Consider the following 15,250-nt stretch of genomic DNA (forward strand, 5'->3'; position numbering starts at 1 on the left):
AGAAAGTTTTTGGGCACTAATACTCGGTGACTACCCGGCTTCGACGCAGGCGCCAGCGGGTACTCCAGCGGACGAGTTTCGTCGGGATGCGACGTAAGGACCGTGTCGCTGATGGAGAACCACCTCAATGCGAAGTCCGGGCAGACCCCGGCTGCCGGCTCGTCGGAGCCGATGCTGGACGCGCTCACGCCGGACGAACTGAGTGCCGCTCATTCGGTCATCGCCGCGGGTGAGCCGCAACGCGTCGGCAGGTCCTGGTACTTCCTAGGCGGGCAGCGCTCGGAGTAGTCGGATGGGTCGCACGCAGCCACGGCGCTATCAAGTCTGTGCTCCGCCGCCGGCGCCCAGCGTCTGCTGCATATCCGGCTTCATGGCCGCCAGCTGGCTACCCCAGTAGCCCCAGCTGTGAACGCCGTTGCTGTCGATGTTGAACGTCGCGTTGTGGCCGCCAGCCGCGGTGTAAGCGTTCTGGAAAGTAACGTTGCTTTGCAAGATCACCTGTTCGATGACCTGCCCCGGCACGCTGCCCTCGCCGATGTTTTCCGAGGGCGTGCCGTTGCCGCTGTAGATCCACAGCCGAGTGTTATTGCCGGCTATCCGGCCGGCCTGCACAGTGGGGTCGTTGCGCTGCCACCCGGGGCCGCCTGCCGGTCCCCACATGTCCTCGGGGTTGAAACCGCCCTCGTCGTTCATCGCGAACTTGATGAAGGTCGGCCCGCTGCCCTGGGAGGGGTTCAGCAATGCCGACAGCGAACCGGCGTAGGCGAACTGCCCCGGATGGTAGGCGGCCAAGATCAACGCTGACGATCCGGACATCGAAACGCCCACCACGGCATTGCGATTCGACCGCACACCTCTGCTGGAAAGATAGCCGGGAAGCTCATTCGTCAAGAATGTTTCCCATTTGTAGGTTTGGCCATTCGCCGAGCCGTACCAGTCGGAGTAGAAGCTGGAGCGTCCGCCGACCGGCGCCACCACCGATATACCCGAACCGGCGTAATCGTTGAAGGCGTTGGTTTCGATATCCCAGCCGCTGCGATCGTCGCGGGCACGTAGCCCGTCGAGCAAGTAGACCGCCGGCGCTCCGCCACCTTGAAATTCGACGGTGATGTCGTGGCCCATCGACGGCGACGGCACCGCAAGGAATTCGGGCGCAGCGGCTCGCGCCGGCGGTGCAGTCCCGACCAATCCAGCCAGTCCCGGTAGCGCGGCGGCCACAACTCCGGCGTTCAGCAGTCGACGCATCCAACGTCTTTTGTCCGCATCCATCTCTATCCCTTACGTCCGGTTGGGCTGCCGCCCATCAGCCTTGTCCACGAATTCCATTCCGAATCAACGAATTTCGTCATCCACCACCCTTCCGGAGTTGGCTTATCCATCAGACGGCTTCGGCGGATCGCCGACATCTATCGCCAACGGTCGAGGCGCGTAGATGGTCGGGGGAAGCTTGCTCAGCACGACTACCGGCCAGGAGAGTTCGATAACACGGCTCATGGGGCGTTCTTTTCGTAGCGCGGTGCCCCCGAGCGCCGTGATGGATGGCTGCCCGCAGTCTGAAAGACAGACCACGACCTCTTTTTCTTAACAAAGATGAGGCGATCTGTCCAGAAGGTTTTCGGCAACGCCGACGCCGCGTTTTCGGTTTGATCCGTTACGGGTTCAGTCGATCCGCGGCCGGCCGTTGCGCGGAGTTGGCGGGGCCAAGCCCGCCGCTTTGTGGTGCCGGCGCGTGGTCAGCCTCCAGTCGGAAGTCGGCTCAATGCGCGCGGATTGCCCCATTCCGCTTGCGTCGGCCGCTGCGCCGGGCCACCGCAAGCTACCGCGTGCTATAGCCCGTGGCGCGGACACCGTCGGAGAGCGGTGCCCTCTGCCGAAGACCCGCTGGTCGAACTCATCGATGCCCTAAGCACTGCCTCCCACAGCTTGCCGAGTGAATGGCCGGGACTGTTGGGCATGTCGTCGGCGACCGCGTCGCGCGTCAGCCCGTGTGTTCCGCCGAGTTCGGGCAGGGCGGCCGGGCACGTCCTGTAGCTTAGCTAGCAGGGCTAGATGGTTGGATTCGTGATCAACTGGCTGGAACTAACGCACTGCGTGATCGCGCTGGCCCATTATCTCGACGACAACCGGAGCCGCGAGCTCGATGCCGAGCAGCAGATCGTGGAATCGGTGAGGTCGGCCAAGGGTAGCGCGGGTCACAAGCCGCCCGATACCGCCCAGAGCCATCAGCCCCGCGAGCGTGCGCATCCGGTTCAGGTCTGGTTCCGGGGCGGACGCGGCGTCGAGCCACCCCAGCCCATATCCTGCAAAGACAGGACCCATGAAGCGGATGTGTGAGTCCACCGTCGCGTCACCGGTCATGCCAGGCTCTCCGCGCGCCCCGCCGATGAGCTGGATGCCTCCAATTGCGATGCATGTCCATCCGGTCACGCGCCCCAAGATTCTCATCCCTGTCATGATCTCAGCCTCTCACGGGTCGTTCCGGACGTCCCAGAGCAACTGTTGAAACTGGGTCCACCAATCGATGGGTTGCGTCCGGAATCCGGTGGAAATAGGGGGCCGTTGGTTTGAAAGACGCAACGCTCAGTGATTCGTACCGCATGGTCGGCGAAGCGCTCATAGAGCCGACTTACCAGTGCCGCGTCAACGCCCGCGGCGACGTCGTATCGCCATCCTGGGTCAATTAGCACGGTCAGCAACTGACGGTGCGATCGCCGACGCCGCCCATCCGCGGCGAGCCAGATTAATTGGGCTGCGCCAAGTGGATTCGATGGTGCGCCGTATGGATCGAGTCAGGCGCGAGTCATTCTCCAAAACCCCCGCCCGGAGACGCCGCCGGCACTGCGGCGCCGGGACTCGACTGTAGGTGGCTTGCGGCGAAGTCCGCGCCCTGGTTGATCAGGCTGCCCTCGTCTACGTAGGTGTTGTGCGCGGCGAAGTTCATCCCGTCAGAGCAGACCGGGTCCTCTGGAACGCACAACTGCAGGGTCTTGGGCTGATACAGCGGGCCGATGGTGAGGGGCGGTTCGTTGAGGAAGCTCATCGCCCGCACGTTCGGGGTTCCGAAGAGAACGACCGAGGCCACGTGGTTGGCCACGGCGGGGTCCAGTGGTTTGGGGACGGTCGCCGGATCAACCCCGTCCGGCACCGTTGGCGACGTGACGAAGCCCATCACGGCCGCGCCCTGGGAGTAGCCGCCGAGCACCATTTTGGTGTTGGGACAGGTGTTCGCCATCGACACGACATGAGCGCCCGCGTCCCGGACGCCGTCTACCCCGGTGGCCCACTCGTCGCTGGCAGGGTAGTTGACCGGATACACCCCCAGCGACCTCCCACCGATGCGCTGGCCGAGCGCATCGACGAATGCCTGTCCCGTGGGGCCCACGCCTGGTGGCTCACCGGTACCACGCGCAAACACCACTTCGGCATCGGGGCATCCCGCGGCCGAGGCCGACGGAAGAGCCTGGCCAGAAAGGACGGTGGTGCTGAGACTGCATGCTGCGACCATCGCAGAACCGACGAAACGAACGACGTGACGTGTCATCATGCCGCAGTTGTTGCCCATACGCTCACTTCCTTAAACGCAAACTTTCCGGCTCAATTCATCCGCCGCGATTCCGGCCTGTCCGCGGCTGGTTGTCGGCACGACTAGTGTAGTGGGTGAGCTCTCGATTATGTTAAACCTCAGCTCTTTTCGATCCCGGTAGGAGCGCGGCGTGTCTGGTCAGCGCGTGAGCGGCTTGCAACCCGCTGCCGGAGAGCTCACGACGCGGAAGTCCTCGCTTGTGTCAATCTGCGGGTCGACCCCATTTTGGAACGGGATGAGGATCTCGGAACCGCCGAACTGGAAGTAGCCGAACTCCGCGCCTTTGGCCATGTGCTTGCCAGCAGTCGAAGTGAGCGTTACCGAGGACACGTGCGCCATTCCTACCCGGGATGACTGCGACGATCCCGATGTCACCTAAGTCGGACTGCGGCGTGTCGAGGGTGACCACGCCGCGGGTCTGTGAGAATTCGTAGCCGCTGGTGGCGTTGTCGCTGGCCTGTAGCTCGTGGTCTTCTACTCCTCGTACTCGCCGATATCCGTGGGCCATTCCAGCTGCTCCTATCGGGTTTCAGGAGAAGTACCCGCAGCTGAGTCGGGTAACCAGGGACGTCTTCGGCCTAGCGCTAACCCCCCAGAGCCGGCCCGGCGATCGGCGGCAGACCCATGGTCAGTGTGAGCAGCATCAGCAGCAACAAAAACCAACCCGCGCCCTGCCATGCCCACCAGGGCCTGCCCTGCCGCCACAGCCGGTACGTTCGCGCGAACGCCCAGACGCCTCCGCCGAACAGAATCACCGGCGCGCCAACTCCCAGCGCGATGCGCAGTACTGAGCCACACGCCGCTGTGTCGGTGCGCGTGCCGCCGTCGCAACCAGCAACTGACAATGCCGCCAGGACGAGGAAGGCCACGCCTACCACGGCGATCACCAGAGCGAAAGTGACCGCCGGCCGGACGCTGCGGTCTTCGCGGCCGGGCTCGTCGGGGCGGGGCGGCAACGGTGGCGTACCCATCGTTACTGTTGCCGGTCGGCCAGCGCGTCGTCACCGGATTCGCGTGCGCAGTGCACGCAACAGTAGACAGCGTCAGTGGTCTCGACCCCGTGTCCGAGAATCCGGCAGCCGCAATGCGCACACTGCGGCGCAATCTCGCTGGCCGCGCATTCGATGCTGTCGAAAGTAGCGGTGCGCCCCTGCCAAGTCACCGTGAACGCTTTGTCGTAGTCGTTCCCACATGTTGCACAAATCGCCATGTCAGCCGAATCCCCACAGAGTGGCACCGGTAAACCCGGCGCGGTGTCGTGACCTGCGATGAGCGTTTACCGAGGCGAGCGGTCGGGCACCCAAATGCTATGGCCGCCTCAACCACCCGCAGCCGACTTCGACACTGCCTCAACGACGTCGACTACCCCGCGAGCAAGGACGATTTGTTGGCTGCAGCTCGACGAAACGGTTGCGACGAGCAGACCGGACGCGCGCTGCGGGCTGTGCCGCCCGAGACATATGCGAACCTCGGCGAAGTCCTCCCATCGGTCACGGTCGCAGACAACGAGGATGGCATCGACGCGGCGGACAGGAGGTAAGCATGCCGGCGTCGCCGCCCGATCGCGACAACATCGAACTGGTCCGCGAATACATGCAAATCGCCTACGCACCGGGCCGCGCCAGCGCACAGGCGGTTGCCCACTTATGTGCCCCGAACAATCGTTTTGTCGCGCCCACTACGTTCCCGGACGTTCATACCCTTGAGGAGTACGCCGAGGACCACGGGCGGTTGATGGAACAGGTGAACGATCTGCACATTGTCAGTTTCGATGTTCTGTTCAGCAAGGACGACCGTGTCTGTTTGCGCTACACCGCAGCAGGAGCGCACCGTGGTCGACCGCACGGAGACCTCGCGCCGACCGGACGCACCGCGCGCTGGACGGCTGCAGCGATTTTTGCGGTGCGCGACGGGAAACTCTGCGAGTTCATCAAGGACTGGAACAAGCTGTCGATGTGGGAGCAGCTCGGCTGGCCGGTCAGTGAGTGCCTGACACAGCAGCAATAATCTCAAGCTCAGTTTGCGGCGTATGCCGTGGCAGAGACGATCGAGGACTTCGATGTCGACGGCGTGAACCGTCAACACGACGATGGGGAATTATCCGCCAGTACAGGTGGTTTCGCAGATGTGCTCGCCTTCAGGTTCGGACTCATCCTGCTCTCAACTCAGGTAGCAGGACAGCGAAACACTCTGCGTACAGTAGAACAGCGATAGCGACCAGTCACGGTGCAACGGCGATCTTGATGCAGCCAGAGCCCAGGCAGCCCAAGCGAAGTCAGCTCACAACGGCGACTCGTATAGAGCCAGGCTGACGAAGGCGAAGACAATACAACAGAGCGCGCTCAACGACCCGAGAGTCGCGCCGACAAATATGAGCCATCGGGTGGCGCGGCGTCGGCCTCGCTTGAACATCGCGAGACGCTCTTCCCGCATTACTTCAGTCGCGACGAGTGCGAAATTGACATTCACCAAGTCGTCAGACGCTAGAGACCTACCCGCGGCTATTTCCTGAAGGCGTGCTGCCGGGATTCCCACACCGACGACAGCGAAGCGCCGACTCATGCGCCGGGCCCGTCTGTCGCTGAGTACCTGATCTCGGGCATGCCGACGATGCGGCGGAGGCGGTCCCCATTCGTCGACAAATGGATGCGATGTGGCTGTCATGGCGTCGACCTTCACCATCGCACGTGCTGACCGGGCCAGCCAGAAGCCGCAACGCCCATCACTAAAGTGCCTACACCAACGAGCGCTCGACGGTGTCGGGACGCTGCGGCCATTATTTTCACCTGCTCTGTGCCGATGCCGTCTGTCGTATCACACGTCGGAGTGCTCCGGCGAGCTTGATGTGGTGTCGACACAAGCGCATTACCCGGGACGTGGATGGGCAAACATGCAATATCGGCGGTGCCTAGCCCTCCGCCGCACGCAGGCCAGACTTCTACTGGCGGCGGTCCGAAGCCGGTTTGGTGGGCTCACCGTCGGGTACCTGTTGCCTATGGCTTTCGCAGAGTACCAAAACGAGATTTACACGCAGGGACGAAAGGGCGAAAATCCCTCTTTGCCAATCACTTTCGCTGACTTGGAGGCGAAAGCCTCCGCTGCGCTGCCGCAGTCGGTATGGGGTTATGTAGTAGGCGGCGCCGGCGACGAGCACACCCAGCGCGCCAACTGTCGCGCCTTCGAACGCTGGGGTCTGATGCCGCGAATGCTGGTCGCCCCCACCGAACGTGATCTTTCGGTGGAGGTATTCGGGGTGAAGTTTCCCGCTCCGGCGTTCATGGCACCGATCGGCGTCATCGGCGTATGCGCCCAAGACGGCCATGGCGATCTGGCCTGCGCCCGTGCGGCGGCGCGCACCGGTATCCCGTTCATGGCCGGAACACTCTCGGCCGACCCACTTGAAGACGTAGCGGCTCAGCTAGGTGACACCGCCGGGTTTTTCCAGCTTTACACGCCACCAAGCCGCGAGATGGCCGCCAGCCTGGTGCATCGCGCCGAGGCAGTCGGCTATAAGGGCATCGTCGTCACCCTCGATACGTGGGTGACCGGCTGGCGGCCCCGTGACCTGAGCGCCGGCAATTACCCACAAGTGCCCAGTCGTTGTCTTGCCAACTACACCAGCGACCCCGTCTTCCTCGACAGCCTGCAACCCGGCGAAGATCCAACAGAGGCCGCGGTGCAGAAGCTTCCCATCTTCGGCGGGCCGTTCCGATGGGACGACCTGGACTGGCTACGTGCGGAGACCGATCTACCAGTAATCCCCAAGGGGATCTGCCACCCCGACGATGCGCGGCGAGCCAAAGACGCCGGCGTCGACGGCATCTACTGCTCGAACCACGGGGGCCGACAGGCCAACAGCGGTGTACCCGCCCTCGACTGCTTGCCAGGAGTCCTCGAAGCGGCTGACGGGTTACCCGTGCTGTTTGACTCGGGAGTCCGCAGCGGACCCGACATCATCAAGGCGCTCGCGATGGGGGCCGCCGCAGTCGGGATCGGCAGGCCCTACGCCTACGGTCTGGCTCTTGGCGGTGACGATGGCATCGTGCACGTGCTGCGCTCGCTGCTGGCCGAAGCCGACCTGCTGATGGCCGTCGATGGCTACCCGTCCCGCGAGGATCTCACGCCCGAGGCGTTGCGGCAGGTCAAGTGAGACCACTGGTATTACCAGTGGTCTCACGGGCGTAGGCTTAGTCCTCCTTTGCGGCCCGCGTCAACGCTCTTTGCAGCGTCGAGTGGATGGGCAGGAGCCAGCGCAGACCGCAGGCGGCTGCGGTCCGCGCGATTATCGGCTTTTGGCTGACCAATCGGAGTGTCACGCCGCGGCGTCTGCATCGTTCTGCCTCGCGTGCCAGAACCGCGAACGCGCAGCACCCCATGAAGTCGAGCTCGCGAACGTCGACCACGACGGGTCCCGGTGCGGCGGCGGTTGCCGCCATCTCGGCGAGCAGGTAGCGCCAGTCGCCTTCGTTGCTGGCATCTACTTCGCCACTGACGGCGATGATTACCGCCGTACCGACGTGGCGCGTGGCGGCCCGCAGCGCGCGCGGCGTGTCAGCGGGCTGTGTATTCGAAACAGCTTGAGAGCGACAAACTTTGATCGTCGCAGAGCTCATAAATGCACTCCGAATCGTGCGCCGTAATCGGCGCATCGGCGGATGCCGGCCCTACGCTTCTGAAGACAGGATGATTACCCATTAGTAGCCCTCGGCGGGTCGATCTGTCCAGCGTTTGATGGGAATTTCCTGCGAACAGCCGGTTCAAGCAGCGTTACCCGGGGGACGGTGGCCGCTGTCTTCAGCGAATCGGTCGGCCGCCGGTAACGGCCACCCGCGCACCGGAAATGTAGCTGGCGTCGTCGGAGGCCAGCAGCACATCGATCGATGCCGGCTTGGCGGGCTGGCCGGCGCGCCCCCGCGGCAATTCTCGCCGAACGCCTTCACCTTCTCCGCGGGCATGGTCGACGGGATGAGCGGTGTCCAAACGGGCCGGGAGCCACGCTGTTGACACGAATTCCCCTTTGTCGCCCAGCATTTGCGCCAGGCTAGCCGAGAAGTTGGCGATCGCTGCTTTGCTCGCCGCATACGGAGCCAAGGTGGGATTGGGTGTGCCGGAGTTGACCGACGAGCTACCGTCTCCGAAACTCATCAGGTGCTCCTGGAAGCATCGAATCGGCGAGTGGCGCAGCCGTTATCGCGTGGGTGGACCCGCGGCGGGGACATCGGGGTCGTCGTCGGGCGGAGGCTCCGGATCGCGCCATTCCTCAGCGCGGCTGGACCGGTTGCCCTGCAGGGTTCCGCGTAGCTCATGCTTCAGTTGATCGTCGTCACGAGGGCTGTGCTTGGCGCTTTCCCGTCCCATCAGTGCGGCTCCTTCAGCGGATCGTGGCCGATCAGTCGATGTCGTCAATTGTCTTGGCCCGGATAGGTCGTGATCAATCGCCGGGCTACCCGGCCCAACCAGCGGCTAACCATTGATTTGATGCGTTTACGGCGACGTAAATGATCGCTGTCACGCAACATCATTCGTTCGGACCACGTTTGGGTCGCTAGTGGATGGGTATGGGGGATTGGGTGCGGTGACCTGCTCGAGACCGGGGTATCACCGCTCGAACGGAAGGCTCGAACGACACGAATGAGAGGAGATAGCGTGAAGTTCACCGCCACTACTGTGAAAACGGGAATTGGAGCCGCTGCAATCGCGGCCGCCAGTGTTTTCGGCGCGCCGATGGCCTCTGCTGCTCCGCCGAGCATCCAGGGTTTCGGCACCAGCCAACAGCTCGTCGACGGTCCGTTGGTCACCGACTACACGGTGAGTAACTTGCAGCCCAGCGACATGGTGATCCCGGGGTACACCCCGAAGGGTCACTTGTACCAGGCGGATCTGACTGCGAAGTCGGACAGTGGGACTGTCACGCCGTTGGTTTCGGACTTCAACGCCCGGGCCGCCAACGGTGAAACTTACCGGGTGGTTGACACGTCCCCGGTGCCGAACGGCATTAGCCCGGCGCCGATCGTTCAGGGTCAACAGTCCAGCGGGAAGGTCTACTTCGACGTGACCGGTGCGCCGCCCAACGGCGTGGTCTACAACGACGGCGTGCAGGATGTCTTGGTCTGGACGAGCAACGCCTAAAGCTGCCATACCAGGCAACTTGCCCTCCCCGCGTCATTCAATGACGCGGGGAGGCGTCGTTCGGCAGACATTTTCGCCGCGGCCCGGATCGGGTACCCGAAGCGGTATGAGTGCAACCGATCGCAGACCGGGCAATGTGCGTCAGCAGGCCCGCCGGCAGGCCGAAGAAGCGCGCACGGCGATGGACGACCGGCGTGAAGGACAACAGGGCGGACTGAGCGGCTGGGTGGCCGGCCGGGCCGGCAGTTGGGACCTCAGCGGCCAGGACGAGGCGACGCTGCAGCGGCAGAAGTTCTTCTGGAACGTGTTGGTCGACTATTGGTTTCGAATGGAAATCGACGGCTGGGAAAACGTCCCGGAGACACCCGTGTTACTGGTGGGCATCCACTCTGGTGCCCCATTCGTGTGGGATGCCTGGACCGTCGGTTTGCAGTGGTGGCGGCGATTCGGTCCGGAGCGGACTTTGCATGGAACCGCCCACGATGCGTTGATGGCGATTCCGGGTTTCGGCCGGTACTTCCGTTCGATGGGTGTGCTGCCGGCCGCGCCGGACGCCATTGCGACGGCGCTGGCCGAAGGACGTGATGTCGCGCTCTGGCCCGGCGGCGAAGTGGACTCGTTGCGGCCGTGGAGTGAGCGGGACCGCGCCAACCTCGCCGGGCGAAAAGGCTTCGTCAAGATGGCGATTCGCGCCGGCGTGCCGATTGTGCCGATCGCCACGGTGGGGGGTGCCGACGCGATGCCGGTCCTGATCCGCGGCGACAAGCTGTCGCGGGTCTTGCGGTTGGACCGGCTGTTGCGGCTCAAGGTGTTCCCGGTGGCCGTCTCGTTGCCGTGGGGCATCGCGCCGGCCGCGCTGCCGCAGTTCCCACTTCCCGCCAAGATCCGGACGCGATTCATGCCCGCAGTCGAGCTTGACCAGGACGCTGAACGCGCTGACGACGACGAGTATGTGGACCGCAAATACCACGAAGTGCAGAACAGCATCCAGCGCGGTATGGATGCGCTGGCCCGCAAGCGCGCGCTGCCGCTATTCGGTTGATCCGTAGGCCTCACTCAAACGGCAGGCCCGGTCCTTGCGGACCGGGCCTGCCTATTGGATCAAGCTATTCCTGGTGAGACTCCTGGCGCTTTTCCGCCGTCTCAGCGCTGCCGCGAGCCGCGTCGGCTTCGGCTTCCCGCTTGGCCGCGTCGCGTTGAGCTTCGGCCTTGTCCTGCTGGGCCGCGCCCTCGCGGGCCATGTCGTCCTGGCCGAGAATGTTGCCCGCGGCTTCTTTGGCCTTGCCCTTCACGCCCTCGACAACACCACGAACGCCCTCTTCCGGCCCGCTGTTCTTGTCGTCCGCCATGGATTCCTCCTACTTGGCTAGTGTCACTGAGTTTTTGCTCAGTACCGGCCGATGTCTCGACCGGTTTCGGCGCGGCGCACAGACTCGTTGGTCTCTTGCTTTCCCCGCCGCGTCTCGCGGATTCCCGGGTCGGCGGGTACTCAAACCTTCACAGCCTCCTTGCCCGGCCGCCGGCCTGTTTCGCCGACTGACGGCCGGGTATGTGGGAGCGATGATGAGATCGCTGTGGCTGGCCGAGCGAAGCCGCCTCACTGCGCGAACAAGCCTGGGACCGCTGTCTGCCGACGTCGTGGTGATTGGCGCCGGCATCACCGGCCTGGTCACTGCGGTGCTGCTGGCCAGGGCAGGCAAGGACGTAGTGGTGCTGGAGGCGCGCAGCGCCGGCGCAGTGACGACTGGCAACACCACCGGGAAGGTCAGCCTGCTGCAGGCCACAATGTTGTCGCAGATCGTCGCCCGCCACGGGGCCGACCTGGCGCGTGATTACGTGCGCGGCAACCAGGAGGGCCAGGATTGGTTGCTGCGGTATTGCGAGGTCAACGGTGTTCCGGTGCAGCGTGAGGACGCCTACACCTATGCGCAATCGTCGGGAGAGGTGGCGTCGGCGCGCGCGGAGTTGGCTGCGTGCCGGCTGGCAGGCCTCGACGTCGACTGGGATGACGACGCCGATGTTCCGTTTCCTTATCACGGCGGGGTGCGGCTCGCCGACCAGGCGCAGTTCGATCCAATGCCATTGCTGGACAGTCTGATCGGCGAGTTGACCGCGCGGGGTGGCCGGCTCGTCGAGGGCGCGCGGGTGCATCGCCTCGCACACCGCGGCGGCCGTGTGCGGCTGGGCGTGCGTACCTCTGACGGTGAGGTCGACATCGACGCTGGGCAGTGTGTGCTCGCCACCGGTATGCCCATTCTGGATCGCGGCGGATTCTTCGCCAGACTGAAACCCAGTAGGTCGTACTGCATTGCCTTCGACGTTCCCGGCACCATCACCCGACCGATGTTCATCTCCGCGGGTTCGCCGACCAGGTCGATCCGATACGCGCCGGTCGCCGGCGGTGAGCGACTCATCGTCGGTGGTGCCAGCCACGTCGTCGGCCGCAAGAGCCCTACCGCCGAGCTGGACGAACTGTCGTCATGGGCGCGCAACTACTATCCCGATGCCGAAGTGACTCATCGGTGGTCGGCCCAGGATTACACGCCCGCGGACCACCTGCCCTATGTTGGTCCCATCCTGCCTGGAGACGAAAAAGTTTTTGTCGCAACGGGTTTCAATAAGTGGGGGCTGGCTGCCGGCGCGGCGGCGGCGCTTGCCCTCAGCGCGCGGATCCTCGATGGGCGGATGGATTGGGCGCGTGCCTTCGCAGCGTGGAGCCCGCATGAGCTCGCCGGCGTCCCCACCGCTGTGCAGGCCAATCTCGAGGTCGCTTTCCACATGGCCAAAGGGTGGGTGGCGCCGATGACCCGGCTGGGGCGCGCCACTCCGGCCGACGGCGGAGTGGTCAGCGGTCCACCCTGGAATTTGGAAGCGCGGTGCACGGTAGACGGTGTGCAGCACCGTGTTTCGCCGGTATGTCCGCATTTGGGCGGAATTGTGAATTGGAACGACGCCGACAAGTCGTGGGAGTGTCCGCTGCACGGATCGCGCTTCGCGCCGGACGGCACGTTGCTGGAAGGACCGGCCACCCGAGGGCTGACAGCGTCGTCGTAGCTCCCAGGCGGGCACTGACCTTCTGGTGCGCGGGTGCGCGAGGATCTCCGGGAGAAATCTCGCAGTGGCTGCACGGCCGGCGAGCCTCGACATTAAGCTTTCACCTCGGACATGCGGGGGTGGGCATGAGGCAGGATGGAAAGTGCCGTGTCCGGGCGCACCGGGATGGCGCTCTTACGCGAGGAGTCTGATGACAGAACCGGAGCCGACGAGCACCAGGGGCGTAGAGGCGTTTTTGCCGGACAATGGCTACTCGGCCGCTCAACCGGATAATCGGCCTAAGTATTCGCGGGTGTTACTCAAGCTCGGCGGCGAAATGTTCGGCGGCGGGCAGGTCGGTTTGGATCCCGATGTGGTGGCCCAGGTAGCCCGCCAGATCGCCGAAGTGGTTCGCAGTGGCGTGCAGGTCGCGGTCGTGATCGGCGGTGGAAACTTCTTTCGCGGCGCACAACTTCAACAACGCGGCATGGAGCGCAGCCGCTCGGACTATATGGGCATGCTCGGCACTGTCATGAATAGCCTTGCGCTGCAAGATTTCTTGGAGAAGGAAGGCATCGCGACCCGAGTTCAGACCGCGATCACGATGGGGCAGGTGGCGGAGCCGTACATTCCGCTGCGTGCGCGGCGGCACTTGGAGAAGGGCCGGGTGGTGATCTTCGGTGCCGGCATGGGGTTGCCATATTTCTCCACCGACACCACCGCGGCGCAGCGGGCGCTGGAGATCGGTGCCGAGGTGGTGCTGATGGCCAAGGCCGTCGACGGCGTGTTCGCCGACGACCCGCGGACCAACCCCGAAGCCGAACTGCTCACCGCGATCAGCCACCGTGAAGTGATCGACCGCGGGCTGCGGGTGGCCGATGCCACCGCGTTCAGCCTGTGTATGGACAATGGCATGCCGATCTTGGTGTTCAACCTGCTGACCGACGGCAATATCGCTCGCGCGGTCGCGGGTGAGAAGATCGGGACGCTGGTCACCACCTAAGGAGCGGCGAAACAATGATTGACGAGGCGCTCTTCGACGCCGAAGAGAAGATGGAAAAAGCCGTCTCGGTGGCGCGAGACGATCTGTCGACCATCCGGACCGGGCGGGCCAATCCGGGCATGTTCTCCCGGATCGTCATCGACTATTACGGCACCAATACCCCGATCACCCAGCTGGCCAGCATCAACGTCCCCGAAGCACGCCTCGTCGTCATCAAGCCGTACGAAAACAATCAGCTGCATGCCATCGAGACCGCGATCCGCAACTCCGACCTCGGGGTGAACCCCACCAACGATGGCAACGTCATCCGGGTGGCGGTGCCGCAGTTGACCGAGGAACGCCGCCGCGAGCTGGTCAAGCAGGCCAAGCACAAAGGTGAGGAAGGCCGCGTTTCCGTACGCAACATCCGCCGCAAGGCCATGGAGGAACTGCACCGCATCCGCAAAGACGGGGAGGCCGGCGAGGACGAGGTCGGCCGGGCCGAGAAGGACCTGGACAAGACCACCCACCAGTACGTCACTCAGATCGACGAGCTGGTCAAACATAAAGAAGGCGAGCTGCTGGAGGTCTAGCGGCCGCTCAGCAACGATGTCCGTGGCAGGCACTGATACCGGTACAGGCACCCCGGCCGAGGAATCGCTGCCGGAGCCGCCGCCGAAGAGGTCGCGGGCCGGCCGCAACCTGCCGGTGGCGATCCTGGTGGGCGCGGTCCTGGGCGGGGCCGTCATCGCCACCTTGTTGTACGCGCGCTACGCGTTCGTCGGGATACTCGCCGCCGGTGTGCTGCTCGGCACCCTCGAAGTGGTGCGGCGGCTCAGGGCCGCCGGCTACGTGATACCGGTCATCCCGCTCGTGCTCGGCGGTCAGGCCACCGTGTGGCTGACCTGGCCGTACGGTGCGCGCGGCGCCCTGGCCGGCTTCGGTGGCACCGTCGTGATCTGCATGATCTGGCGGCTGCTGAGCCGCCAGGGTCGGCGGGCAGCGCAAGGTTCCGATGCCGCGCCGGCGAATTACCTGCGCGACGTCTCGGCGACGGTTTTCCTGGCCGCCTGGGTCCCGCTGTTCGCCTCGTTTGCTGCGCTGCTGGTCTACCACCATGACGGACCCGCGAAGGCGTTCTCGCTGGCCGTCGGTGTGGTGTCCTCCGATGTCGGCGGTTACGCCGCGGGCGTGCTGTTCGGCAAGCACCCGATGGTCCCGGCGATCAGCCCCAAGAAATCCTGGGAGGGACTGACCGGCTCCCTGGTGCTGGGGACCACCGCGACCGCGCTCACCGTGGTCTATCTGGTCGGCAAACCGCCGTGGATCGGCGTGCTGCTGGGTTTGACCGTAGTGATCACCGCGACCCTCGGTGATCTGGTGGAATCACAGGTCAAGCGGGATCTGGGGATCAAGGACATGGGCAGTCTGCTGCCCGGCCACGGCGGGGTGCTGGACCGATTCGACGGATTCCTGCCGTCGGCGGTGGCAGCCTGGGTCGTGCTGACGCTGGTGCCCTGATA

At 64.4% G+C, this 15,250-nt stretch carries 20 protein-coding genes; 10 read left to right on the forward strand and 10 right to left on the reverse strand.

Features of this window, described 5'->3' with window-relative positions; translation table 11 throughout:
• Positions 1-111: 111 nt before the first annotated feature.
• Entirely contained in the window at positions 112-288 is a 177-nt protein-coding gene (locus AC5Y5W_RS07480; RefSeq protein WP_500009192.1) for a hypothetical protein, read from the forward strand.
• A 30-nt stretch (positions 289-318) separates the two neighbouring features.
• On the opposite strand, the gene AC5Y5W_RS07485 is transcribed toward AC5Y5W_RS07480, so the two are convergent.
• From AC5Y5W_RS07485 to AC5Y5W_RS07510, 6 genes are all read right to left on the reverse strand, one after another.
• Complete coding sequence (locus AC5Y5W_RS07485; RefSeq protein ID WP_500009193.1) at positions 319-1,245, reverse strand: esterase family protein; 927 nt, start codon at positions 1,243-1,245, stop codon at positions 319-321.
• Between the two features lie 834 nt (positions 1,246-2,079).
• Positions 2,080-2,454: a DUF4345 domain-containing protein gene (locus AC5Y5W_RS07490; protein WP_500009194.1), complete on the reverse strand. Its 375-nt coding sequence runs from the start codon at positions 2,452-2,454 to the stop codon at positions 2,080-2,082.
• A 346-nt stretch (positions 2,455-2,800) separates the two neighbouring features.
• Complete coding sequence (locus AC5Y5W_RS07495; protein ID WP_500009195.1) at positions 2,801-3,562, reverse strand: cutinase family protein; 762 nt, start codon at positions 3,560-3,562, stop codon at positions 2,801-2,803.
• Positions 3,563-3,721: 159 nt separating this feature from the next.
• Positions 3,722-3,913 carry a phosphatidylserine decarboxylase gene (locus AC5Y5W_RS07500; protein ID WP_500022238.1) on the reverse strand — a complete coding sequence of 64 codons (192 nt, stop codon included), beginning with the start codon at positions 3,911-3,913 and terminating at the stop codon, positions 3,722-3,724.
• Between the two features lie 254 nt (positions 3,914-4,167).
• A complete protein-coding gene (locus tag AC5Y5W_RS07505; RefSeq protein WP_500009197.1) occupies positions 4,168-4,554 on the reverse strand; it encodes a hypothetical protein in 387 nt (128 codons plus the stop codon).
• A 2-nt stretch (positions 4,555-4,556) separates the two neighbouring features.
• Positions 4,557-4,793 carry a metallothionein gene (locus AC5Y5W_RS07510; protein WP_499885539.1) on the reverse strand — a complete coding sequence of 79 codons (237 nt, stop codon included), beginning with the start codon at positions 4,791-4,793 and terminating at the stop codon, positions 4,557-4,559.
• A 99-nt stretch (positions 4,794-4,892) separates the two neighbouring features.
• Between AC5Y5W_RS07510 and AC5Y5W_RS07515 the strand changes: the two genes are divergently transcribed.
• The 3 genes from AC5Y5W_RS07515 to AC5Y5W_RS07525 all read left to right on the forward strand — a co-directional run bounded on the left by AC5Y5W_RS07515 (position 4,893) and on the right by AC5Y5W_RS07525 (position 7,733).
• Positions 4,893-5,123 (forward strand): DUF2795 domain-containing protein, encoded by a 231-nt coding sequence (locus AC5Y5W_RS07515; protein WP_500009198.1) that lies wholly within the window; start codon positions 4,893-4,895, stop codon positions 5,121-5,123.
• Between the two features lie 2 nt (positions 5,124-5,125).
• The gene (locus tag AC5Y5W_RS07520) at positions 5,126-5,590 is read left to right on the forward strand and encodes an ester cyclase (protein ID WP_500009199.1); all 465 of its coding nucleotides are present in this window, start codon (positions 5,126-5,128) and stop codon (positions 5,588-5,590) included.
• Positions 5,591-6,578: 988 nt separating this feature from the next.
• Positions 6,579-7,733 (forward strand): alpha-hydroxy-acid oxidizing protein, encoded by a 1,155-nt coding sequence (locus tag AC5Y5W_RS07525; protein ID WP_500009200.1) that lies wholly within the window; start codon positions 6,579-6,581, stop codon positions 7,731-7,733.
• Positions 7,734-7,770: 37 nt separating this feature from the next.
• On the opposite strand, the gene AC5Y5W_RS07530 is transcribed toward AC5Y5W_RS07525, so the two are convergent.
• The 3 genes from AC5Y5W_RS07530 to AC5Y5W_RS07540 all read right to left on the reverse strand — a co-directional run bounded on the left by AC5Y5W_RS07530 (position 7,771) and on the right by AC5Y5W_RS07540 (position 8,941).
• Positions 7,771-8,196, reverse strand: a complete 426-nt coding sequence (locus tag AC5Y5W_RS07530) for an anti-sigma factor antagonist (protein WP_500009201.1) — start codon at positions 8,194-8,196, stop codon at positions 7,771-7,773.
• Between the two features lie 181 nt (positions 8,197-8,377).
• Positions 8,378-8,728, reverse strand: a complete 351-nt coding sequence (locus tag AC5Y5W_RS07535; RefSeq protein WP_500009202.1) for an SDR family oxidoreductase — start codon at positions 8,726-8,728, stop codon at positions 8,378-8,380.
• A 42-nt stretch (positions 8,729-8,770) separates the two neighbouring features.
• Positions 8,771-8,941, reverse strand: a complete 171-nt coding sequence (locus AC5Y5W_RS07540; protein ID WP_500009203.1) for a hypothetical protein — start codon at positions 8,939-8,941, stop codon at positions 8,771-8,773.
• Positions 8,942-9,229: 288 nt separating this feature from the next.
• On the opposite strand from AC5Y5W_RS07540, the gene AC5Y5W_RS07545 reads away from it, so the two are divergent.
• Both AC5Y5W_RS07545 and AC5Y5W_RS07550 read left to right on the forward strand, forming a co-directional pair.
• On the forward strand, positions 9,230-9,712 hold the full coding sequence (locus AC5Y5W_RS07545) for an MPT63 family protein (protein WP_500009204.1): 483 nt from the start codon (positions 9,230-9,232) through the stop codon (positions 9,710-9,712).
• 106 nt (positions 9,713-9,818) lie between these two features.
• A complete protein-coding gene (locus AC5Y5W_RS07550) occupies positions 9,819-10,754 on the forward strand; it encodes a lysophospholipid acyltransferase family protein (RefSeq protein WP_500009205.1) in 936 nt (311 codons plus the stop codon).
• A gap of 64 nt (positions 10,755-10,818) precedes the next feature.
• On the opposite strand, the gene mbp1 is transcribed toward AC5Y5W_RS07550, so the two are convergent.
• Entirely contained in the window at positions 10,819-11,061 is a 243-nt protein-coding gene (mbp1, locus tag AC5Y5W_RS07555) for a microaggregate-binding protein 1 (RefSeq protein ID WP_500009206.1), read from the reverse strand.
• A gap of 214 nt (positions 11,062-11,275) precedes the next feature.
• On the opposite strand from mbp1, the gene AC5Y5W_RS07560 reads away from it, so the two are divergent.
• The 4 genes from AC5Y5W_RS07560 (at position 11,276) to AC5Y5W_RS07575 (ending at position 15,248) form a co-directional block, all read left to right on the forward strand.
• Entirely contained in the window at positions 11,276-12,766 is a 1,491-nt protein-coding gene (locus AC5Y5W_RS07560) for an FAD-dependent oxidoreductase (RefSeq protein ID WP_500009350.1), read from the forward strand.
• 190 nt (positions 12,767-12,956) lie between these two features.
• Entirely contained in the window at positions 12,957-13,748 is a 792-nt protein-coding gene (gene pyrH, locus AC5Y5W_RS07565) for a UMP kinase (RefSeq protein ID WP_499885590.1), read from the forward strand.
• A gap of 14 nt (positions 13,749-13,762) precedes the next feature.
• Positions 13,763-14,320, forward strand: a complete 558-nt coding sequence (gene frr, locus AC5Y5W_RS07570; RefSeq protein WP_065015808.1) for a ribosome recycling factor — start codon at positions 13,763-13,765, stop codon at positions 14,318-14,320.
• Between the two features lie 22 nt (positions 14,321-14,342).
• Complete coding sequence (locus AC5Y5W_RS07575) at positions 14,343-15,248, forward strand: phosphatidate cytidylyltransferase (protein WP_500009207.1); 906 nt, start codon at positions 14,343-14,345, stop codon at positions 15,246-15,248.
• The last annotated feature ends 2 nt before the right edge of the window (positions 15,249-15,250 follow it).

The organism is Mycobacterium sp. NGS51 (assembly GCF_059812525.1).